Consider the following 20,413-nt stretch of genomic DNA (forward strand, 5'->3'; position numbering starts at 1 on the left):
GATATTTGAGACACTTATATGATTGCGCAAAAAAATACCCAAAATGCAGTGATGCGAAAGAAGAGGGCCCAGCTGTTGCCGCTCTCCTGCCTGCTGGCTAGCCTGCCCGTTCTGGCTGCGGAACAAGCGGATAAAGAGCTGCCCAAGGCGGCTGAAACCATGGTGGTCACCGGCACCGCCATGAAGGTCGAAGTGCCCATGGCAGAGACCCCGCGCGCCGTCTCCGTGGTCAATCGCGAGGAGCTGGATCAGCACGCCGTGCAGCAGCTCGACGAGTCAGTGCGCTACCGCTCCGGCGTGCTCACCGGTTTCTATGGCTCGGACAACAACACCGACTGGTTCAAGGTCCGTGGCTTCGATGCTGCCCAGTACCTCGATGGCAACCGCCTGTTCAGTACCGGCTACTATGTGTGGACCCCCGAGCCCTTCGGCCTGGAAAGTGTGGAAGTGCTGAAAGGCCCGGCCTCCATCCTCTACGGCGAGGCCCCTCCAGGCGGTGTGATCAACTCCATCAGCAAGCGTCCGACCGCGACCCCGCAAGGGTTGGTCAATCTGCAACTGGGCAACCGGGATCTGGCGCCAGGTCGGCGTCGACTTCTCCGACGATCTGACCGACAACAGCCGCTATCGCATGGTTGCACTCTATAAAGAGCGTGACGGCGTACTGGATGGTACCTACAACGAGCGCTCTTATCTGGCGCCAAGCGTTACCCTGGATATCTCGGATCGCACCAGCCTGACCCTGCTTGCCAGTTTCCTGCACGACGAAGGGGTGCCCACCAACGGTTTCTTCCCCGTCTATGGCACCCTGAACACCTCGGGCGGCCAGATCGATCCCGCCACCAACCTGAGTCAGCCGGATTACGATCGCAACCGCAACACCCAGATCTCCACCGGTTACGAGCTGGCCCACCAGTTCAACCAGACTTGGGAGTTCAAGCAGAACGTCCGCTTCAACTACAACGATCTGCTGCTGCGTCAGACCTATATCTTCCCGACTTACGAAGGCACCACCGCCTACCGTGGCCTGGTCTACCGTGATGGCGACACCAAGAGCGCCACCATGGACAACCAGATGGTGGGTTACTGGAACACGGATCGCACCGAGCAGACTCTGCTGCTGGGGATCGATCTGCAGCGTCACGTGAACGAAGGGGTCGAGGCCGACAACTACGGCATGGGATCCATCGATACCATGAACCCGGATTACAGCGGTTTCCCCGGTTTCGATGAGTCCACCGCCACCTATCAGAAGAACACCAAGGGCCAGAGCGGCCTCTATGCCCAGCACCAGATCCGTTGGGACGATCGCTGGTTGCTGACCGCCGGCGGCCGCTTCGACTATGTGGAGACCCACAACATCAGCGAAGCCACCAGCAAGAACGAGAAACAGTACGATGACAACCTCTCGCTCTCCGGCAGCCTGATGTACCTGGCCGACAACGGCCTCTCCCCTTACTTCGCCTATGCCGAGTCGTTCGAGGTGTTGCCGGGTATAGATCCCAACACCAAGAACTCCTACAAGCCGCTCGAGGGCAAGCTGTACGAGACCGGCATCAAGTACGCGCCCAGCTTCCTCGATGGCTACATCAACCTGGCGCTGTTCGATCTGGAGCAGACCAACTCGCTGGTCTCTACAGGCTCAGGCCAGCAGACCCAGGCTGGCGAAGTGACCTCCCAAGGCGTCGAACTGGAAGGGAGCGTACAGGCCACAGAGGCGCTGCGCCTGACCGCTGCTTATACCTATACCGACGCCAAGACCAACGACACCGGCAACGGTGACCGCCGTGCCAGCCTGATCCCGCGCCACCAGGCCTCCTTCTGGGGCAACTACAAGGTGCAGCAGGGTCCGGTCTCCGGGCTGGAAGTGGGCACCGGGGTGCGCTATATCGGCTCCAGTGTCGGCATAGGTGCCGTGGATGCCAGCTACAACCCCATCTACGGTTCGGCCCAGGTACCGGCCCAGACGGTGTGGGATGCGATGATCGGGTATGACTTCGCCAAGAACTGGCGTGCCCAGGTCAACGTCAACAACCTGCTGAACGACACCTATGTGGCGAGCTGTGATTACTACTGCTACTACGGTGAGCCGCGCAGCATAGTCGGCTCCGTCAACTACCGCTGGTAAGATCCAGGCCGGGCGGGAGCCTCAAGCTCCCGCCTTCCTTCTTTTTGTATACAGGCCTGTCATGGAACTCTTGTCACTGGTTTACCGCCAATACCGTTGGCCCTTCATCGCCATTACCCTGCTCAGTCTGCTCAGTGCTGTGAGTGGGATAGGCGTCATTGCCTTTATCAATCAATATCTTATAGAGTCAGTCGGCGATCCGCTGCCGATCCTGGGCCAACTGCTCGGCCTCATTCTGCTGTTGCTGGTGATCACGCTCGGATCCCAGCTGGCCCTGACCACCCTCGGTCATCATTTCGTCTACCGGTTGCGCGGCCGCCTGCTCAAGCAACTGCTGGACACCGACGTCGCCCGCATTCGCCAGATAGGGCAGGGGCCATTGCTGGCCTCCCTCTCCAGCGACATCGGCCAGATCACCATCGCCTTCGTGCGTCTGCCTGAGCTGGTGCAGGGGCTGGTGCTCACCCTGGGTTCCATCATTTACCTCGGCTTGCTCTCTCCCGCCCTGCTCGGTGTCACCGCCCTCTGGGTCACTGTGACCATGGTGGTGGGCTGGCTGCTGGTGAATCATGTCTATCGCCACCTGGCCCAGATGCGTCAGGCCGAAGACAGGCTCTATCAGAACTACCAGTCCATCATCGCTGGCAGCAAGGAGCTGGCGCTCAACCGCGAGCGGGCCCACTTCGTCTACCACCAGCTCTATGAGCAGAACGCCCGGGACTATCGCCATCACATCATCCGCGCCGATACCTATCACCTGAGCGCGGTGAACTGGTCGAACATCATGATGCTGGGGGCCATAGGCCTGGTCTTCTTCCTGGCCAATGGCCTCGGCTGGGCCAACACCAATGTGGCCGCTACCTTCGCCCTGACCCTGCTGTTCCTGCGCACCCCGCTGCTGCAGGGCATTGGCGCCCTGCCGACCCTGATCTCGGCCCAGGTGGCGTTCGACAAGATAGCGACCCTGAATCTGGCCGAGCCGGAACCCTCGTTCCCGCTGCCGCCGGCCCCCAATGCCTGGCAACGCATCGAGCTGGAGCAGGTGAGCTTTCACTATCAGGGGGAGGGCGGCTTCGCCGTGGGGCCCATCAATCTGACCATTGAGCGGGGGGAGCAGATCTTCATCATTGGCGGCAACGGCTCCGGCAAGTCGACCCTGGCCATGTTGCTGACCGGGCTCTATCAACCGGTCTCTGGCCGGATCCTGCTGGATGGTGAGCCCATCGCCGATCGCAACGCCTACCTGGCGCTCTTCTCCGCCATCTTCACCGACTACCACCTGTTCCAGCACCTGCTGGGGCCTGAGCCAAAGAGGCCCTGGTGGCCGAGTGGCTGGAGCGGCTGCAGATGGGCAGCAAGCTCGTCATAGAGGAAGGTTTCATCGCCAACATCGATCTCTCCCAGGGGCAGCGCAAGCGGGTCGCCCTGCTGCTGGCACTGGCGGAGCAGCGCGAAGTGATGCTGTTTGACGAGTGGGCGGCGGATCAGGATCCCCAGTTCCGCCGCATCTTCTATCAGGTGCTGTTGCCGCGCCTGAAAGAGATGGGCAAGACGGTGATCGCCATCAGCCACGACGATCTCTATTTCTCCCTGGCGGATCGCCTGCTGGAGATGCGTCAGGGCCGCCTCACCGAGCTGACCGGCGAGCGGCGCGAGCAGGTGAGCCGGGATGCCGTCGCCCATCTGGATAGCGAGGTGCCGGTCTGATACCGGCCGCAAGGGGGAGGTGGGAGCCAACCCCTTTCAGCACAGGAATGAATCATGTTTGAGAGGAAATCTGCCGGCTTTATGGTGAACGATCGCCGAGCCTGCACGGGAGCCGATGATGTTTGAGATGAAAGCCGCCAGTTTTGCGGTCAATGACCGCACGCTGCTGCAAACCCACCAGCCTGCGTTTCGAGCAGGGGCAGGTCTATGGCCTCATCGGCCACAACGGCTCGGGTAAATCCACCCTGCTCAAGCTGCTGGCACGCCAGCAGCCCCTGAGCGATGGGGAGATACTGTTCGATGACAAGCCGCTGTCCGACTGGGGCAACCGGGACTTCGCCCGTCAGGTCGCCTATCTGCCACAACATCTGCCGAGCGCCGAGAACCTGCTCGGCCGTGAGCTGGTGGAGATGGGGCGCTATCCCTGGCGCGGCCTGCTGGGGCGAATGGGGGAGGCCGATCACCGCCAGGTCGACAAGGCCATAGCACTGACCCATACCGAGGGGTTTGCCGACCGGCTGGTGGATACCCTCTCCGGTGGCGAGCGGGGCCGGGTCTGGCTAGCCATGCTGCTGGCCCAGGAGAGCCGCTTCATCCTGCTGGACGAGCCGCTGGCCGCCCTGGATGTGGCCCACCAGGTGGAGGTGCTCACCCTCGTCAAGCAGCTCAGTCGCCAGCTCAACCTCGGGGTCATCATCGTCATTCACGACATCAACATGGCGTCCCGCTTCTGCGATCGGCTGGTGGCGCTGCACTCCGGCCGTCTGCTGACCCATGGCGAGCCTTCGCGCATCATGACCGGCGAGACCCTGCATGCCATCTATGGCATCCCGATGGAAGTCATTCGCCACCCGGCCCATGACCACGCCATCGCTATCGTCTAGTCGGGGGGCTCTCTTGAACCGTTTATTTAAGAAAATGGCCCCCTGCCTTATCAGCCTGCTGCTGCCGCTTGCGTTGCAGGCCGACAATCTCCGCAGAACCCTCTGCCAGCGCTACCCCGTATCGCCACCGTCGACTGGACCATAGCCGAAACCCTGCTGGCACTCGGGGTGACTCCGCTGGCGGTGGGGGATGTGGCCCCTATCGGCCTGGGTCGGCGAGCCACGGCTACCCGCCGGAGTGGTGGATATCGGCCTGCGGGCCCAGCCCAACCGCGAGCTGCTGGCGGAGCTCAAACCCGATCGCATCCTCATCTCGCCGCTGGCGGCCCCGCTGGCGCCAACTCTTTCCCGCATCGCGCCGGTGAGTCCATCGCCCTCTATGATGGGCAAACCGATCTGTGGCAGCGGCTGCATGAGGCGACCCTGACCCTCGCCCGCTGGTGGAACAAAACCGCCGAGGGCGAACGGCTGCTGGCCGGGCTGGATCGAGGATCTCGCGCAGAATGCAGGCCAGATTGCCTGCGGATCTGCCGCCCCTGCTGGTGGTGCAGTTTATCGATGAGCGCCATGTGCGGGTGTTTGGTCGCCACAGCCTGTTCGATGCGGTGATGACGCGGCTCGGCTGCGCAATGGCTGGCAGGAGCAGACCAATGACTGGGGTTTCTCGGTGGTCAGCATCGAGCAGTTTATGACCTTGCCAACCGCGCGGCTGGTGGTGGTCGATCCCATCCCGGTAGGGGTGAGCGAACGGCTGCAGGAGCCTGGGCTGTGGCAGCATCTGCCGCTGGTAGGGCAGGCGCCCGTGCTGCATCTGCCTGCGGTCTGGAGTTTTGGCGGCGTGCTGGCCCGCCGTTTCGCCGGTCTGCTCAGCGATGCATTGCTGCAAGATGCCGAGCGTATGGAGGCGAGCCGATGAAGCGACTGCTCCATCGCCGCTGCTGCGGCCGGTCTGATCCTGCTGGGGTTGACCCTGGTGCTCGCGTATTGGGAGCTGGCTCGCCAGCTGCCCGGTGCGCTCTGGTGGCAGAGCCTCTTCGCCCCCAATCTGGATGATGTCAGCCAAGCGGTGGTGCACTTCAGCTGGTTGCCGCGACTGGTGGTCTGCCTGCTGGCCGGTGCCGCCCTCGGTCTCGCCGGTACCCTGATGCAGCAGGTGCTGCGCAATCCCCTCGCGTCCCCCACCACGCTCGGGGTGGCCTCCGGCGCCCAGCTGGCGCTGATGATGGTGACCCTGTTCGCTCCCTCCTGGCTGCTGATCGGCAGGGAGTGGATCGCCATGGCCGGTGGCAGCCTCGCCATGGGGCTGGTGTTTGCCCTGGCCTGGCGTCGCCAGCTCAATCCCGTGGTCATCGTATTCGCCGGGCTGGTGATCAACCTCTATCTCGCGGCCATCAGCATGGGGCTGCTGCTCTTCTTCCAGGAGGAGCTGAAAGGCCTGCTGGTGTGGGGCAGCGGCTGCCTAGCCCAGAACAGCTGGAGCGGCGTCCTCTACCTGCTGCCGCGTCTGCTGCTGGCAGCCGCTGTGCTGGCCGCCCTGCTGGTCCGCCCCCTTGGTGTGCTGGAGCTTGACGATGCCAGCGCCCGCAGTCTGGGGGTCTCCCTCAAGCAGCTGCGCTTCGCCGGACTTGGACTCGCGGTCTTCGTCACCGCCTGTGTGGTGAGCGTGGTGGGGCTGATCGGCTTTATCGGGCTGGCGGCGCCGGCCATGGTGCGACTGCTGGGGGTGAGGCAGCTCGGCCAGCGCCTGCTGTGGGCACCGATCCTCGGCGCCCTGCTGCTGGCGGCCACGGATCTGCTGCTGCAATCCATGAGCCGCTTCTGGCCTGTGCTGATCCCTACCGGGGCCATGACGGCGCTGCTGGGGGCGCCGCTGCTGCTCTGGTTGATCCCGCGCCTGGGTATGAAGTCGGGTACGCCGAAGGCAAACGCCGGCCTGCTGGTGGCTCGCCATCCGGCTCCGGCCCGCCTTATCGGCCTGTTGCTGGTCGGGCTGCTGCTGGCCGTGATGGGCTCACTGCTGGTCGGGCAGGGGATGCACGGCTGGAGCTGGCCGAGCTGGCTCAGGTGGCAGGCCCAGCTGGAGTGGCGCCTGCCGCGTACCCTGGCGGCGGGGGCGGCCGGGGTCTTGCTGGCCCTGGCGGGCACCCTGCTGCAGCGGGTCAGCAACAACCCCATGGCGAGCCCCGAGCTGCTGGGGGTGAGCGGCGGCACCTTCATGGGGGTGATTGCGACGGCCTTGCTGTTGCCCGCTTTGCCGCTGCCCATGATGCTGCTGGGGGGCCTGATAGGTGCTTTCGGCTGCCTCTTGCTGCTGGTGCTGGTCAACCGCAAGCACGGCTTCCAGCCTGAGCGGATCCTGCTCTCCGGCATCGCCATCACGGCGCTGTTCGAGCCGCTGCAGGCCATCGCCCTGGCCAACGGCGATCTGCGAGTGCAGCAGCTGCTCTCCTGGATGTCCGGCTCCACCTATTACGTCACCCTGCCGGTGGCCTATGCCCTGACAGGGTTGGCACTGCTGATGCTGGCGACCTGCCTGCTGGTGAGCCGCTGGCTCGATCTGATGCCCATGGGGCCTGCGGTGGCGACGGCGCTCGGCATTCGTCTTAACCGTGCCCAGCTCATCATCTTGCTGCTGGTGGCCGTGCTCACCGCCAGCGCCACCATGGTCATAGGGCCGCTCTCCTTCGCCGGCTTGCTGGCCCCCCACATGGCCAAGCTGATGGGGCTGGTGCGGGCCCGCTGGCACCTGCTCGGTGCGGCAGGGTGCGGGGCCCTGCTGATGGTGTTGGCGGACTGGGTCGGCCAGCAGATCCTGTTCCCGCAGGAGGTGCCGGTCGGGCTGGTCTCCACCCTGTTAGGGGGCGCTTACTTCATGTGGTGCCTGCGCCGCCTCTAGGGTTGTGAAGAAAAAATGCACAAAAAAAAGCCCGGGATCATCCCGGGCTTTTCATTGACTGCCGTGCAGGTTTATTTGCCGATGCAGAAGCTGGAGAAGATGCGGCCCAGCAGATCGTCCGAGCTGAACTCGCCGGTGATCTCGCTCAAGGACTCCTGCGCCAGGCGCAGCTCCTCGGCCACCAGTTCGCCGGCCACATAGACCTCGAGCTGCTCCTTGGCCACCAGCAGCCGCTCGGCGGCTCGCTCCAGGGCATCCAGGTGACGGCGGCGGGCCATGAAGCCCCCTTCGGTGTTGCCCTGGAAGCCCATGCAGGCCTTCAGGTGCTCGCGCAGGGCTGGCAGCCCCAGCTCTGTCTTGGCTGAGATGCGGTAGACCGCGTGGCCAAGCTCCTGACTCGGAGCCAGATCTTCGCCGGTCAGGTCGGCCTTGTTGCGCACTACCGTGAGGCCGATGTTTTTTGGCAACCGATCAACAAATTCCGGCCAGATCTCCCGCGGGTCGACCGCGTCCGTGGTGGTGCCATCCACCATGAAGAGCACCCGGTCGGCCTGCTCTATCTCGGCCCAGGCGCGTTCTATGCCGATCTGCTCCACCTTGTCCTGGGTATCGCGCAGGCCGGCGGTGTCTATGATGTGCAACGGCATGCCGTCGAGGTGGATGTGTTCCCGCAGCACATCGCGGGTGGTGCCGGCGATTTCGGTGACTATGGCGGATTCGCGCCCGGCCAGGGCGTTGAGCAGGCTGGACTTGCCGGCGTTGGGACGGCCGGCGATCACCACCTTCATCCCTTCCCGCAGCAGGGCCCCCTGCTTGGCCTCGCCACGTACGCCATCCAGCTCTGCCATGATGCCGTACAGATCCCCCGCGACCTTGCCGTCGGAGAGGAAGTCGATCTCCTCGTCCGGGAAGTCGATGGCGGCCTCCACATAGATCCTCAATCTGGTGAGACTCTCCACCAGTTGCTGGATCTTGCCGGAGAACTGCCCCTGCAGGGAGTGCATGGCGCTGCGGGCTGCCTGTTCGCTGGAGGCTTCGATCAGGTCGGCGATGGCCTCGGCCTGGGCCAGATCCAGCTTGTCGTTGAGGAAGGCGCGTTCGCTGAACTCGCCGGGACGGGCGGGGCGTATTCCCTCGATTTGCAGGATACGGCGGATCAGCATGTCCAGGATGACGGGGCCGCCGTGGCCCTGCAGCTCCAGCACATCCTCGCCGGTGAAGCTGTTGGGGGCCTTGAACAGCAGGGCTATGCCCTGATCCAGGGGTTGGCCCTGCTCGTCCTTGAACGGCAGATATTCGGCATAGCGCACCCTGGGCAGTCGACCGAGCACGATTTCGGCGACTCGTTCGGCGGCGGGGCCTGAGACGCGGACTATGCCGACGCCACCCCGGCCGGGGGCGGTGGCCTGGGCCACGATAGTATCTGTTGTCATCTTGCTTGACTCGTCTGTTCGGTAATTGGGGGACATTGTAATAAAAAAGGCGGCCCCAGGGCCGCCTCTTTTGTCATCAGGGAAGATGGGCTGCGTGAGTGCAGGCCTTTCTTCTCCAGCTGACGATAGATGATGGTCTGCTGGATGATGGAGATGACGTTGCTCACCAGCCAGTACAGGGTCAGACCTGCCGGGAACCAGAGGAACATGAAGGTGAAGATGATCGGCATGAACTGCATCACCTTCTGCTGCATCGGGTCCGTGATGGTGGTCGGGCTCATCTTCTGCAGATACCACATGGAGGCACCCATGAGGATTGGCAGCACGAAGAAGGGGTCCTTCACCGACAGGTCGGTGATCCACAGGGCGAACGGCGCGTGACGCAGCTCGACAGACTCCATCAGTGCCCAGTACAGGGCGATGAAGATAGGCATCTGCACCAGGATCGGCAGACAGCCACCGAGCGGGTTGACCTTCTCCTTCTTGTACAGCTCCATCATGCCCTGGGACATCTTCTGGCGATCGTCACCGAAGCGTTCCTTGAGCGCAGCCAGCTTGGGTTGCAGCATGCGCATCTTGGCCATGGAGGTGTACTGGGCCTTGGTCAGCGGGAACATGATGCCGCGTACCAGCAGGGTCAGCATGATGATGGCCAGACCCCAGTTCTGGACGAAACCGTGGAACACGGTCAGCAACCAGTGCAGCGGCTGGGCGATGAACCAGAGCCAGCCGTAGTCGACGGTCAGGTCCAGGTGGTTTGCCACCTTGGCCATCTGATCCTGCAACTTGGGACCGACCCACAGCTTGCCGCTCACTTCGGCCTGCTGACCGGCAGCCACGTCAACCAGCGGCGCCTTGTAGCCTATGATGGCCTGGTCTTTACCCGGGATCACGCGGCTGTAGAAGCTATTGGTGTCCTCGGCGTTCGGTGCCCAGGCAGAGACGAAGTAGTGCTGCAGCATGGCGACCCAACCACCCTTGGTGGTCTTGTTCAGGTCGGCATCCTTCATCTCGTCGAAGGTGTACTTCTTGTAGCGGGTATCTTCGCTGGAGAAGGCACCACCACGGTAGGCACTGGCCACCATGGCATGACCTTCCTGGTCCTTCGGCGTGGTCACTGTCTGCTTCAGCTGACCGTAGAACTGCACCTGAACCGGTTCGGCAGACTTGTTGTCGATCTTGTAATCGACGCCAATGGCGTAGTCACCGCGCTTGAGCACGAACTCCTTGGTGAAGACGACGCCCTTGCTGTCGGTCCAGGTCATCGGCACGACGACTTGATCCTGACCATCGGCCAGCTGGTAGCTGGTCTGGGCGGCTTCGTAGGTGGGACGACCCTGAGCCTGGCTGTCAGGACCATCGCGACCCACCAGACCACTCTGGGCAACATAGAGGTGCGCAGGCTGGCTGGTCAGCAGGGTGAACGGCTGTTCCTTGCCTTCTTCCAGCTTGTGGGCCAGCAGTTCGGCAGAGACGATGTCACCGCCCTGGGTATCCAGGGTCAGCTTGAGCACGTCGGAGGAGACGGTGACAAGCTTGCGTGCGGTAGTGGCGTTGGCTTGCTCGGAAACCTGAGGAATATCACCGGTCTGACCGGCTTCAGGTACGAAATGTTCGGTTTGGGCCACGGTAGTCGGGGCCGGCTTCGGAGCCTTGTCGGACTCCCACTGTTGCCAGAGCAAGAAGCTCACGAACAGCAAACCGATCAGGAGTAAATTGCGTTGTGATTCCATAGTCTTCAGTTTCTTCGCTTTGGTTGCGGAACCGGGTCATAACCACCCTCGGATAAGGGATGGCATTTTAATAGACGTTTGCTGGCTAACCAAACGCCTTTTATGAAACCGTGAAGTCGGATTGCTTCTATCGCAAATTGGGAACAAGTCGGGGTGAAACGGCAGCGCGGCCCGAGCAGGGGACTAATGATTAGCTGATACAGGCGTATCAGTTTGATAGCTACCCATTGCAACGGCGTGACAGAGTGCGCCATAGCTTTTCCAGTAACTTGAACAGCTCTTCGTTGTCCATCTCCTTTACGCCACCCTTGGCTATGACAACGATGTCGATAGCGGGCAGATTGGCTTGATTGAGACGGAAGCTCTCCCGTACCACTCGTTTGACACGGTTACGCCAGACGGCACGCTTGAGTGCTTTTTTGGGCACAGCCAGGCCAAGACGGGGGTGTTCGAGGGAATTGGGGCAAGCAAGAAGCGTAATTTGCGGAGAAGCGGCCCGGACAGGCTCGGCGAAAACGCGTTTGAAGTGTTCGGGAGTTAACAGACGTAACTCCCGAGAGAAGGTGTGCTGGGTAGGCATTAGACTACCAGGCGGGCACGACCCTTGGCACGACGAGCGGCCAGAACTTTGCGGCCGTTGGCGGTAGCCATGCGAGCGCGGAAACCGTGAGAGCGCTTGCGCTTCAGGTTGGACGGTTGAAAAGTACGTTTCATGATTCGATTCCGTATTTCTGTACAGTTTTGATTGTCACACTTAGCCGACGCGCCAGCTATAGCGTGTGACGACTAGCAAAAGAGGCCGAATTCTAAACAGAGTTCGGCTTCTCGTCAATCCGCCGTTCCCTCTCATCTTCTTCTGGCTCAACAATAAGCAGGAGAAGCTGGCAGGATCCAGAGGATCAAGGGCCCCGAATTATACTGGCAACCCCGGGTTAAACAAGGATCCACCAAGAAAAAAGGCGGCCAGGCCGCCAAAGAGAGAGCTATTTAAGGACTTTCCGCAAGAACTCCCGGGTACGGGGATCCTTGGGATCGACCAATATCTGATCCGGCGGGCCCTGTTCGACGATCCGGCCCCCCTCCATGAAGATCACCCGATCGGCGACATCACGGGCGAACTCGATCTCGTGGGTCACCACCACCATGGTCTGGTGCTGGCGGGCAAGCTCCTTCATCAACCCCAGCACCTCGTCGACCCATTCGGGATCGAGGGCCGAGGTGGGCTCGTCAAACAGGATGACCTTGGAATGAGCCGCCATGGCGCGGCCGATGCCGACCCGCTGCTGTTGTCCGCCGGACAGGGACGCCGGGTAGGCATCCTGCTTGTCGGCGAGGCCTATGTCCTTGAGGATGCCAAGAGCGGTGGCCCTGGCCTCCGCCTTCGGCTGTTTCCAGACGGTGATCAGCCCCTCGGCTATGTTGTCCAGCGCCGTCTTGTTGGCGAACAGGGCATAGTTCTGGAACACGAAGGAGGCGCGCTTGCGCAACTCTATGGCCTGCTGCTCGCTGGCATGGGCCAGATCCAGCTCAAGGTCATCGATGGCAAGGGTGCCTGCATCCGGGGTCTCAAGCAGGTTCAGGCAGCGCAGCAGGGTCGATTTGCCGGTGCCGGAGGGGCCGATGATGACGACAATGTCCCCCTTCTTCACCTCCAGATCGATGCCGTTCAATACCTGATTGCCGTCATAGGCCTTGGCAAGACCCGTTAACTTGATCATGACAGGTCTCCTTTAATAGGCGCGGCCGTTGAGAGGTATTTCCAGCCTGTGCCGCAAGTGGGTAATGGTTTGTTCATCATCGCTGGCATCCTCTTAGTAAGCACGATTGAGGCGTACTTCCAGCAGGTGCTGCAAGCGGGTAAAGATGATGACCACCACCCAGTAGACCAGGGCCACCGCCATGAAGCTCTCGAAGAACTTGAAGGAGGAGGAGGCCTCCATCTGCGCCTTGCCCATGATCTCGGCCACCCCCAGGGTGAACGCCAGTGAGGTGCTCTTGATCATGTCGATGAAGTAGTTCATCAGCGACGGAGTCGCGATGCGGGCCGCCTGAGGCAGTATGATCCGCCGCATCGCCTGATAACGACTCATGCCGATGCTGAGCGCCGCTTCCATCTGGCTCTTGTGGATGCCGAGAATGGCGGCCCGGATCGACTCGGCCATGTAGGCGGCGAAGTGCAGGGTCAGACCTATGATGGCGGCGGTAAAGGCATCCATCCCCACGAAGATCGGGAACAGTTGCGGCAGCCCGTAGTAGAGCAGGAACAGCTGGACGAGCAGGGGAGTCCCCCGGAAGAACGAGATATACAGCATCGCCAGCCAGTGAATTGCGGGAACGCGAAACACCCGTACTATCGCCAGGGCCAGCGACAGTACGAGTGCCAATACGAATCCCCACAGGGCCATTTCCATCGTAGTGCCCAGGTATTTGAGCAGGATGGGAAACAGCCCTAGCGTGTACTCGAGATCAAATTCCATCATTTATTTGCTGGTGATGTCCGCTGCGAACCATTTTTCCGAGATCTTGGTCAGGGAACCGTCTTTACGCATGGCGGTCAGTGCCTCGTCGACCTTCTTCAGCACGGCCTGTTTTTCCGGGGTCTTCAGGAAGGGCAGGGCGTTCTCGATTGTCTCGAACGGTGCGCCTGCCTGTTGCAGCGGCAGTTTGGATTCCTTGATCAGCTGGGCGGTGGAGACGCGGTCCATCACGAAGGCATCGATGCGACCCAGGGCAACGTCCTGCTCGAAGCTGGAGTCATAGGTGCGGATGTCGATCTTCTTGTTCGGGTCGTTCTTGCGCAGCAGCTCTTCGAAGTTGGAGCCCAGGTTCACCGCGACCGTCTTGCCTTCCAGATCCTTGAGACCGTGGATGGTGCTGTTGCCCTTGCGCACCACTATCTGGGCGCCGTCATAGACGTAGGGCTGGGAGAAGGCGTACTTGGCCTTGCGCTCGTCGGTGATGGTGATCTGGTTGGAGATGGTATCGACGCGACCGGTTTCCAGCATGCCGAACAGGCCGGAGAAGCTGGCGGTGACGAACTCGACCTTGTAACCGGTGCGCTCACCGATCTGGTTCCACATGTCCACCTCGAAGCCTTGCAGCTTGTCCTGCTTGACGAAGGTGAACGGGAAATACTTGCCGGACATGCCGACCTTGATGGTTTCTTGGGCTATGGCCTGGCCGGACAGGCTGGCCAGCAGAATGGCGGCGCCGGAGATCAGCTTGATGGTGGATTTCATGGGGATTCCTCTCTCTGTAGTTCTGTATTTTTAGTTGTAATCACGGGTTGGCGCTGATGTTATTGGAATAAAATATAAAGAATAAATGATATTTGGTTATATAAAATAACCGCAGCAACAGGGTCTCATTCTGTCCACATCACCGGTCGGTGGCTGTGGGTAACTTTGGGGATGAAATCAGATCCTGGGGCGTTGGATCCTTGAAAGTCAAGGATCTTATTTGCTGGATCCGTGCGGCGGCAACTGGAGATCCAGCCACTAAAAACGTAGAATAGCCGGTCTTTACTTAATCAATTGACGGGAGTCTAGAGTGACTGCTTCGCTATGGCAGCAGTGCCTTAACCGGCTGCAAGATGAGTTGCCCTCGGCAGAATTCAGCATGTGGATCCGGCCGCTTCAAGCGGAGTTGAGTGACAATACTCTGACCCTGTATGCACCGAATCGCTTCGTTCTGGACTGGGTACGCGACAAGTATCTGCTCCGGGTCAATGGCATCATCAACGAGCTGTGCGGAGCCGATGCTCCCACCCTGCGTTTTGACATCGGTAATCGTCCCCATCCCGTCGCGGTCGCCAGAGCGCCGGCGCGTGGTGTCGATCCTGTGAATAACTCTCACAAGAGCTGGGAAAGCAAGGCGGAAGCCAAGCCCGAGCCGAACCACAAGAGCAACACCAACGTGAACTACACCTTCGAGAATTTCGTCGAAGGTAAGTCCAATCAGTTGGCCCGTGCGGCGGCCCGTCAGGTGGCCGACAATCCGGGTGGCGCTTATAACCCGCTGTTCCTCTATGGCGGCACAGGTCTGGGCAAGACCCACCTGCTGCACGCCGTTGGCAATGCCATCAAGGAACGCAAGAAAGACGCCAAAGTCATCTACATGCACTCCGAACGGTTCGTGCAGGACATGGTGAAGGCGCTGCAGAATAACGCCATTGAAGAGTTCAAGCGTTATTACCGTAGCGTCGATGCCCTGCTCATCGATGACATCCAGTTCTTCGCCAACAAGGAGCGCTCCCAGGAGGAGTTCTTCCACACCTTCAACGCCTTGCTCGAAGGTAACCAGCAGATCATCCTGACCTCGGATCGTTATCCGAAGGAGATCAACGGTGTCGAGGATCGCCTCAAGTCCCGCTTCGGCTGGGGCCTGACTGTGGCGATCGAACCGCCTGAGCTGGAGACCCGCGTCGCCATCCTGATGCGCAAGGCGGACGAGAACCAGATCCATCTGCCGGACGAAGTGGCCTTCTTCATCGCCAAGCGTCTGAGATCCAACGTCCGTGAACTGGAAGGTGCCCTCAACCGGGTGATCGCCAACGCCAACTTCACCGGCCGTGCCATCAACATCGACTTCGTGCGCGAGGCGCTGCGCGACCTCTTGGCCTTGCAGGAGAAGCTGGTCACCATAGACAACATCCAGAAGACGGTGGCGGAGTACTACAAGATCAAGCTGGCGGATCTGCTGTCCAAGCGTCGTTCCCGCTCCGTTGCCCGCCCGCGTCAGCTGGCGATGGCACTGGCCAAGGAGCTGACCAACCACAGTTTGCCGGAGATAGGGGATGCCTTTGGTGGCCGTGACCACACCACTGTTCTTCATGCCTGCCGCAAGATCGAGCAGCTGAAGGAGGAGAGTCACGACATCAAGGAAGACTATTCCAACCTGATCCGTACCCTCTCGTCCTGATAACGGAACTGAGTGGACAGATGGGGCTCGAATATTCCAACCTGATCCGAAATTTTTCCTCCTAATCACAACGGAGAGCACAGATGCAGCTCGAAATTAGCCGTGAGGCCCTGTTACGTCCTCTGCAACTGGTGTCCGGTGCCCTGGGTGGCCGGCCGACTCTGCCCATCCTCGGCAACGTCCTGCTCGATGTCAGCAATGGCCTGCTATCGCTGACCGGGACAGATCTCGAGGTGGAGATGATAGGCCAGGTCTATCTCAGCAGCGACAGCCAGGATGGGCGTACCACAGTACCGGCCCGCAAGTTGCTGGATATCTGCCGCGGCCTGCCGGAAGGGGCGGATATCCGTCTCAACACCGAAGGGGATCGCCTCATCATCCGCTCCGGTCGTTCCCGCTTCAATCTCTCGACCCTGCCGGCCACCGAGTACCCGAACATCGAGGACTGGGAATCCGTGCTCGAGTTCGACATCAGCCAGCTGGAGCTGAAGAAGCTGATCGATGCGACCCAGTTCTCCATGGCCAGCCAGGATGTGCGTTACTACCTGAACGGCATGCTGTTCGAGAGCGAGGGCCATGGCTTGCGCACCGTCGCCACCGACGGTCACCGCCTGGCCACCTGCCGCCGCGAAGTGGTCGGGGAATCGCTGCCCGATCATCAGGTCATCCTGCCCCGCAAGGGCGTGCTGGAGCTGGTGCGCCTCCTGGAGGCGGAAGACAAGCCGGTGCGGTTGCAGGTCGGTCGCAGCAACCTGCGTGCCGCCCTGGATGGCTTCATCTTCACCTCCAAGCTGGTGGATGGCCGCTTCCCGGACTGGCGTCGCGTCATTCCCCGGGGGAGCGACAAGGCCCTGATCGCCGGTCGTGAAGATCTGCGCCAGGCCTTCGCCCGTGCCGCCATCCTCTCCAACGAGAAATTCCGTGGGGTGCGTCTCAATCTGCAGGAAAACCTGCTGCGCATCACCGCCAACAACCCGGAACAGGAAGAAGCCGAGGAGCTGCTTGACGTACAATATGCCGCTGGCGAGATGGAGATCGGCTTCAACGTCTCCTATGTGCTGGATGTGCTGAATACGTTAAAATGTGACCAAATTCGGATCAGCCTGAGCGATTCCATCAGCAGTGCCATTATTGAGGATTTTGACAGCCAAGATGCCCAGTATGTGGTGATGCCGATGCGGATCTAGTCGTGTCCCTGGTCAAACTCCAGCTCAGCGACTTTCGCAACATCCAGCACGCCAGTCTCGCGCTGTCCCCCGGCCTCAATATCCTGGTCGGGTGCAATGGCAGCGGCAAGACAAGCGTGCTGGAAGCCATTCATTACCTCGGTCTCGGTCGTTCTTTTCGTACTCACCTGACCGGGCGGGTCATCCGCCAGGGGGAGAGGGCGTTTACCCTGTTTGCCCAGTGCGAGCTGGAGGGGCGTCAGGTGCCCATCGGGCTTGCCAAGGACAAGGGGGGCGAGACCCAGCTCAAGATCGCCGGGGCCCAGGCCCAGCGATTGGCCGATCTGGCCGAGCTGCTGCCGGTGCAGTTGATCCACCCAGATGGTTTCAACCTGCTGACCGGTGGGCCTCAGGCTCGCCGGGCCTGGCTGGACTGGGGCGTCTTCCATCAGGAGCCGACCTTCTTCTCCCTGTGGGGACGGGTACGGCGTCTGCTGAAACAGCGCAATGCGCTGCTGCGCCAGAGCAGCCAGTATCGCCAGCTGGCGTTCTGGGATCAGGAGCTGGTGCGGCTCGGGGGTGAACTGGCGGAGTTTCGCGCCAGTTACTGTCAGGCTATTACACCCCTGATCAAGGAGATGACGGCGGATTTTCTGCCGGAATTCGACATCAGCCTCGGTTTCTATCGGGGCTGGGAGAGAGAGACTCCCCTCGGCGACTTGCTGGAGGCGGGGTTCGAGCGGGATCGTTCGCTGGGGTACACTGGGGTCGGTCCGCAGAAGGCGGATGTGCGGCTCAAGGCGAACGGTGTGCCCGCTCAGGATATTTTGTCCAGGGGTCAGTTGAAGTTGCTGGTCTGTGCCATGCGACTGGCTCAAGGGCTCTATTTGAATCAACATAGCAGCCGTGGCTGTATTTTTTTAATTGACGATTTTGCCTCTGAACTGGATGTCGACAAACGTCGCCTGCTGGCCGCAAGGCTGAAGCAGTGCGCGTCCCAGGTGTTTATCACCGCCATCGATACCGGTCAGCTCGCAGACATGATGGATGCGAGTGACTGCAAGCTGTTCCACGTGGAACAAGGCAAGATCTCCGCAACGTTAGAGAAGGCAGAGAGTAAGCTATGAGTGAAAATACTTACGACTCCTCGAATATCAAGGTGCTGAAGGGCCTGGATGCGGTCCGCAAGCGCCCGGGGATGTATATCGGCGATACGGATGATGGCTCGGGCCTGCACCACATGGTGTTCGAGGTCGTCGATAACTCCATTGACGAGGCTCTGGCTGGCTACTGCTCCGATATTCAGGTCAAGATCCATTCCGACGGCTCCGTCTCAGTACGCGACAACGGCCGGGGTATTCCGGTCGACATGCACGAGGAGGAGGGCCGTTCCGCCGCCGAAGTCATCATGACGGTGTTGCATGCCGGCGGCAAATTCGATGACAACTCCTACAAGGTATCCGGCGGCCTGCACGGCGTGGGTGTCTCCGTAGTGAACGCCCTCTCTGACAAACTGCTGCTGACCATACGTCGCAACGGCCACGTCTACGAGCAGACCTATCACCTGGGTGAGCCGCAGGCGCCGCTCAAGCAGATTGGCGACAGCACGGGCACAGGTACCGAAGTGCGCTTCTGGCCGAGCCCGACCATCTTTACCGATACCCTGTATCACTACGAGATCCTGGCCAAGCGTCTGCGTGAGCTCTCTTTCCTGAACTCAGGTGTCTCCATCCGTCTGCTGGACGAGCGGGATGGCCGCGAGGCTCACTTCTGCTACGAGGGTGGCATCAAGGCCTTCGTCGAATACCTGAACCAGAACAAGACCCCGATCCATCCCAAGGTGTTCCACTTCACCACAGAGCAGGACGGTATCGGCGTCGAAGTGGCGATGCAGTGGAACGATGCCTATCAGGAAGGGGTCTACTGCTTCACCAACAACATACCGCAGCGGGATGGGGGCACCCACCTGGTGGGCTTCCGTACCGCGCTGACCCGTACCCTCAACTCCTACATGGACAAAGAGGACTACAGCAAGAAGGCCAAGTCTGCCGCCAGTGGCGACGACGTCCGTGAAGGCTTGATTGCGGTCATCTCCGTCAAGGTGCCTGACCCTAAGTTCTCCTCCCAGACCAAGGACAAGCTGGTCTCTTCCGAAGTGAAGACAGCCGTTGAACAGGCGATGGGCGAGAAGCTGGCCGACTTCCTGCTGGAAAACCCGGGCGATGCCAAGATAGTGGTCAACAAGATCATCGATGCGGCCCGTGCCCGTGAAGCGGCCCGCAAGGCCCGCGAACTGACTCGCCGCAAAGGCGCCCTGGACATCGCCGGTCTGCCCGGCAAGCTGGCAGACTGCCAGGAAAAAGACCCGGCCCTCTCCGAACTCTACATAGTGGAAGGGGACTCTGCGGGCGGCTCCGCCAAGCAGGGTCGCAACCGCAAGAACCAGGCCATACTGCCGCTCAAGGGCAAGATCCTGAACGTGGAGAAGGCCCGTTTCGACAAGATGATCTCCTCCCAAGAGGTGGGCACCCTGATCACGGCACTGGGCTGTGGCATAGGTCGCGACGAGTACAACCCGGACAAGCTGCGTTACCACAACATCATCATCATGACGGATGCGGACGTCGATGGTGCGCACATCCGAACCCTGCTGCTGACCTTCTTCTACCGTCAGATGCCCGAGATCATCGAGCGTGGCTACGTCTTCATCGCCCAGCCGCCGCTCTACAAGGTCAAGAAGGGCAAGCAGGAGCAGTATCTGAAAGACGAAGACGCGCTGCTGCAGTACCAGACCTCCATGGCGCTGGACGGTGCTACCCTGCACGTCAACGAGTCTGCCCCTGCCATAGGTGGCGAGGCACTGGAGCGTCTGGTCAACCAGCATCGTGCCGTCTCTCACCTGATCACCCGCATGTCCCGCCGTGCCCCGGATGCCGTGCTGACTCAGCTGATCTATCAGCCTGAGTTGAACGAAACCCTGCTGGCCAGCGAGAGCGATCTGCTGGCCTGGTGCCAGGGGATGGAAGCCGTGCTCAACGAGAGCAACCACGGCATCCAGTACCAGATCCAGGTACGTCGTGACGAAGAGCGCAGCCTGTACGTACCCCACGCGGTGGTGCGTCAGCACGGTGTCGACCGGGAGTACCCGATCAGCTACGACTTCCTGCAATCCTCCGAGTACCGTCAGCTGGTCTCCCTGGGCAAGGAGATCGCCAATCTGATCGAGGACGGTGGTTTCATCAAGCGTGGCGAGAAGGTCAAACCTGTGGCCAACTTCGTGGAAGCGGTCGACTGGCTGATGGGCGAAGGCAAGCGTGGCATCTACATCCAGCGCTATAAAGGGCTGGGTGAGATGAACCCGGATCAGTTGTGGGAAACCACCATGGATCCGGAAGCCCGTCGCATGCTGCGCGTCACCATAGACGACGCCGTCGGCGCCGACCAGCTCTTCTCCACCCTGATGGGTGATGCGGTCGAGCCTCGTCGTGACTTCATCGAGACCAACGCCCTGCGGGTCGCCAACCTCGACGTCTAATCCGATGCGTC

At 60.9% G+C, this 20,413-nt stretch carries 11 protein-coding genes and 6 pseudogenes; 9 read left to right on the forward strand and 8 right to left on the reverse strand.

Annotated elements, in window-relative coordinates:
• Nucleotides 1-18 precede the first annotated feature (18 nt).
• The 5 pseudogenes from ACF2JD_RS18560 to fhuB all read left to right on the forward strand — a co-directional run bounded on the left by ACF2JD_RS18560 (nucleotide 19) and on the right by fhuB (nucleotide 7,615).
• A pseudogene (locus ACF2JD_RS18560) lies at nucleotides 19-2,128 on the forward strand (TonB-dependent siderophore receptor).
• 61 nt (nucleotides 2,129-2,189) lie between these two features.
• Nucleotides 2,190-3,835: pseudogene (locus ACF2JD_RS18565) on the forward strand (multidrug ABC transporter permease/ATP-binding protein).
• 118 nt (nucleotides 3,836-3,953) lie between these two features.
• Nucleotides 3,954-4,719, forward strand: a pseudogene (locus ACF2JD_RS18570) (ATP-binding cassette domain-containing protein).
• 34 nt (nucleotides 4,720-4,753) lie between these two features.
• Nucleotides 4,754-5,635: pseudogene (locus ACF2JD_RS18575) on the forward strand (ABC transporter substrate-binding protein).
• Nucleotides 5,607-7,615: pseudogene (fhuB, locus tag ACF2JD_RS18580) on the forward strand (Fe(3+)-hydroxamate ABC transporter permease FhuB). The pseudogenes ACF2JD_RS18575 and fhuB overlap by 29 nt, the downstream one beginning before the upstream one ends.
• Before the next feature lie 71 nt (nucleotides 7,616-7,686).
• Here the strand turns inward: fhuB and mnmE are convergent.
• The 8 genes and pseudogenes from mnmE to ACF2JD_RS18620 all read right to left on the reverse strand — a co-directional run bounded on the left by mnmE (nucleotide 7,687) and on the right by ACF2JD_RS18620 (nucleotide 14,020).
• On the reverse strand, nucleotides 7,687-9,048 hold the full coding sequence (gene mnmE, locus ACF2JD_RS18585; RefSeq protein WP_408857821.1) for a tRNA uridine-5-carboxymethylaminomethyl(34) synthesis GTPase MnmE: 1,362 nt from the start codon (nucleotides 9,046-9,048) through the stop codon (nucleotides 7,687-7,689).
• Nucleotides 9,049-9,137: 89 nt separating this feature from the next.
• Nucleotides 9,138-10,781 (reverse strand): annotated as a pseudogene (yidC, locus tag ACF2JD_RS18590) (membrane protein insertase YidC); the annotation flags it as partial.
• A gap of 5 nt (nucleotides 10,782-10,786) precedes the next feature.
• The gene (gene yidD, locus ACF2JD_RS18595; protein WP_010672280.1) at nucleotides 10,787-11,035 is read right to left on the reverse strand and encodes a membrane protein insertion efficiency factor YidD; all 249 of its coding nucleotides are present in this window, start codon (nucleotides 11,033-11,035) and stop codon (nucleotides 10,787-10,789) included.
• Nucleotides 11,002-11,361, reverse strand: a complete 360-nt coding sequence (gene rnpA, locus ACF2JD_RS18600) for a ribonuclease P protein component (protein WP_025328882.1) — start codon at nucleotides 11,359-11,361, stop codon at nucleotides 11,002-11,004. The genes yidD and rnpA overlap by 34 nt, the downstream gene beginning before the upstream one ends.
• A complete protein-coding gene (gene rpmH / locus ACF2JD_RS18605) occupies nucleotides 11,361-11,495 on the reverse strand; it encodes a 50S ribosomal protein L34 (RefSeq protein ID WP_005307156.1) in 135 nt (44 codons plus the stop codon). The genes rnpA and rpmH overlap by 1 nt, the downstream gene beginning before the upstream one ends.
• A gap of 269 nt (nucleotides 11,496-11,764) precedes the next feature.
• Nucleotides 11,765-12,499 carry an amino acid ABC transporter ATP-binding protein gene (locus tag ACF2JD_RS18610; RefSeq protein WP_106885376.1) on the reverse strand — a complete coding sequence of 245 codons (735 nt, stop codon included), beginning with the start codon at nucleotides 12,497-12,499 and terminating at the stop codon, nucleotides 11,765-11,767.
• A 93-nt stretch (nucleotides 12,500-12,592) separates the two neighbouring features.
• Nucleotides 12,593-13,261 (reverse strand): amino acid ABC transporter permease, encoded by a 669-nt coding sequence (locus tag ACF2JD_RS18615; protein WP_025328884.1) that lies wholly within the window; start codon nucleotides 13,259-13,261, stop codon nucleotides 12,593-12,595.
• Nucleotides 13,262-14,020 carry an amino acid ABC transporter substrate-binding protein gene (locus tag ACF2JD_RS18620; protein ID WP_106885375.1) on the reverse strand — a complete coding sequence of 253 codons (759 nt, stop codon included), beginning with the start codon at nucleotides 14,018-14,020 and terminating at the stop codon, nucleotides 13,262-13,264. It abuts the gene before it with no gap.
• Nucleotides 14,021-14,330: 310 nt separating this feature from the next.
• Between ACF2JD_RS18620 and dnaA the strand changes: the two genes are divergently transcribed.
• The 4 genes from dnaA (at nucleotide 14,331) to gyrB (ending at nucleotide 20,402) form a co-directional block, all read left to right on the forward strand.
• On the forward strand, nucleotides 14,331-15,701 hold the full coding sequence (gene dnaA, locus ACF2JD_RS18625; RefSeq protein ID WP_025325183.1) for a chromosomal replication initiator protein DnaA: 1,371 nt from the start codon (nucleotides 14,331-14,333) through the stop codon (nucleotides 15,699-15,701).
• A gap of 83 nt (nucleotides 15,702-15,784) precedes the next feature.
• Nucleotides 15,785-16,888, forward strand: coding sequence for a DNA polymerase III subunit beta (dnaN, locus tag ACF2JD_RS18630; RefSeq protein ID WP_025325184.1), 1,104 nt, complete (start codon nucleotides 15,785-15,787; stop codon nucleotides 16,886-16,888).
• 2 nt (nucleotides 16,889-16,890) lie between these two features.
• On the forward strand, nucleotides 16,891-17,994 hold the full coding sequence (gene recF / locus ACF2JD_RS18635; protein WP_440987941.1) for a DNA replication/repair protein RecF: 1,104 nt from the start codon (nucleotides 16,891-16,893) through the stop codon (nucleotides 17,992-17,994).
• Entirely contained in the window at nucleotides 17,991-20,402 is a 2,412-nt protein-coding gene (gene gyrB, locus ACF2JD_RS18640) for a DNA topoisomerase (ATP-hydrolyzing) subunit B (protein ID WP_111911367.1), read from the forward strand. The genes recF and gyrB overlap by 4 nt, the downstream gene beginning before the upstream one ends.
• Nucleotides 20,403-20,413: the final 11 nt, after the last annotated feature.

This window comes from Aeromonas ichthyocola (assembly GCF_046087985.1).
GTDB lineage: Bacteria > Pseudomonadota > Gammaproteobacteria > Enterobacterales > Aeromonadaceae > Aeromonas > Aeromonas rivipollensis.

What these genes read in the sequence shown, in the direction of transcription:
- rpmH (WP_005307156.1), bottom strand. Translation starts at nt 11,495, where the DNA reads ATGAAACGTACTTTTCAACCGTCCAACCTGAAGCGCAAGCGCTCTCAC.
- rnpA (WP_025328882.1), bottom strand. Translation starts at nt 11,361, where the DNA reads ATGCCTACCCAGCACACCTTCTCTCGGGAGTTACGTCTGTTAACTCCC.
- mnmE (WP_408857821.1), bottom strand. Translation starts at nt 9,048, where the DNA reads ATGACAACAGATACTATCGTGGCCCAGGCCACCGCCCCCGGCCGGGGT.
- gyrB (WP_111911367.1), top strand. Translation starts at nt 17,991, where the DNA reads ATGAGTGAAAATACTTACGACTCCTCGAATATCAAGGTGCTGAAGGGC.
- dnaN (WP_025325184.1), top strand. Translation starts at nt 15,785, where the DNA reads ATGCAGCTCGAAATTAGCCGTGAGGCCCTGTTACGTCCTCTGCAACTG.
- ACF2JD_RS18620 (WP_106885375.1), bottom strand. Translation starts at nt 14,020, where the DNA reads ATGAAATCCACCATCAAGCTGATCTCCGGCGCCGCCATTCTGCTGGCC.
- yidD (WP_010672280.1), bottom strand. Translation starts at nt 11,035, where the DNA reads ATGGCGCACTCTGTCACGCCGTTGCAATGGGTAGCTATCAAACTGATA.
- ACF2JD_RS18615 (WP_025328884.1), bottom strand. Translation starts at nt 13,261, where the DNA reads ATGATGGAATTTGATCTCGAGTACACGCTAGGGCTGTTTCCCATCCTG.
- ACF2JD_RS18610 (WP_106885376.1), bottom strand. Translation starts at nt 12,499, where the DNA reads ATGATCAAGTTAACGGGTCTTGCCAAGGCCTATGACGGCAATCAGGTA.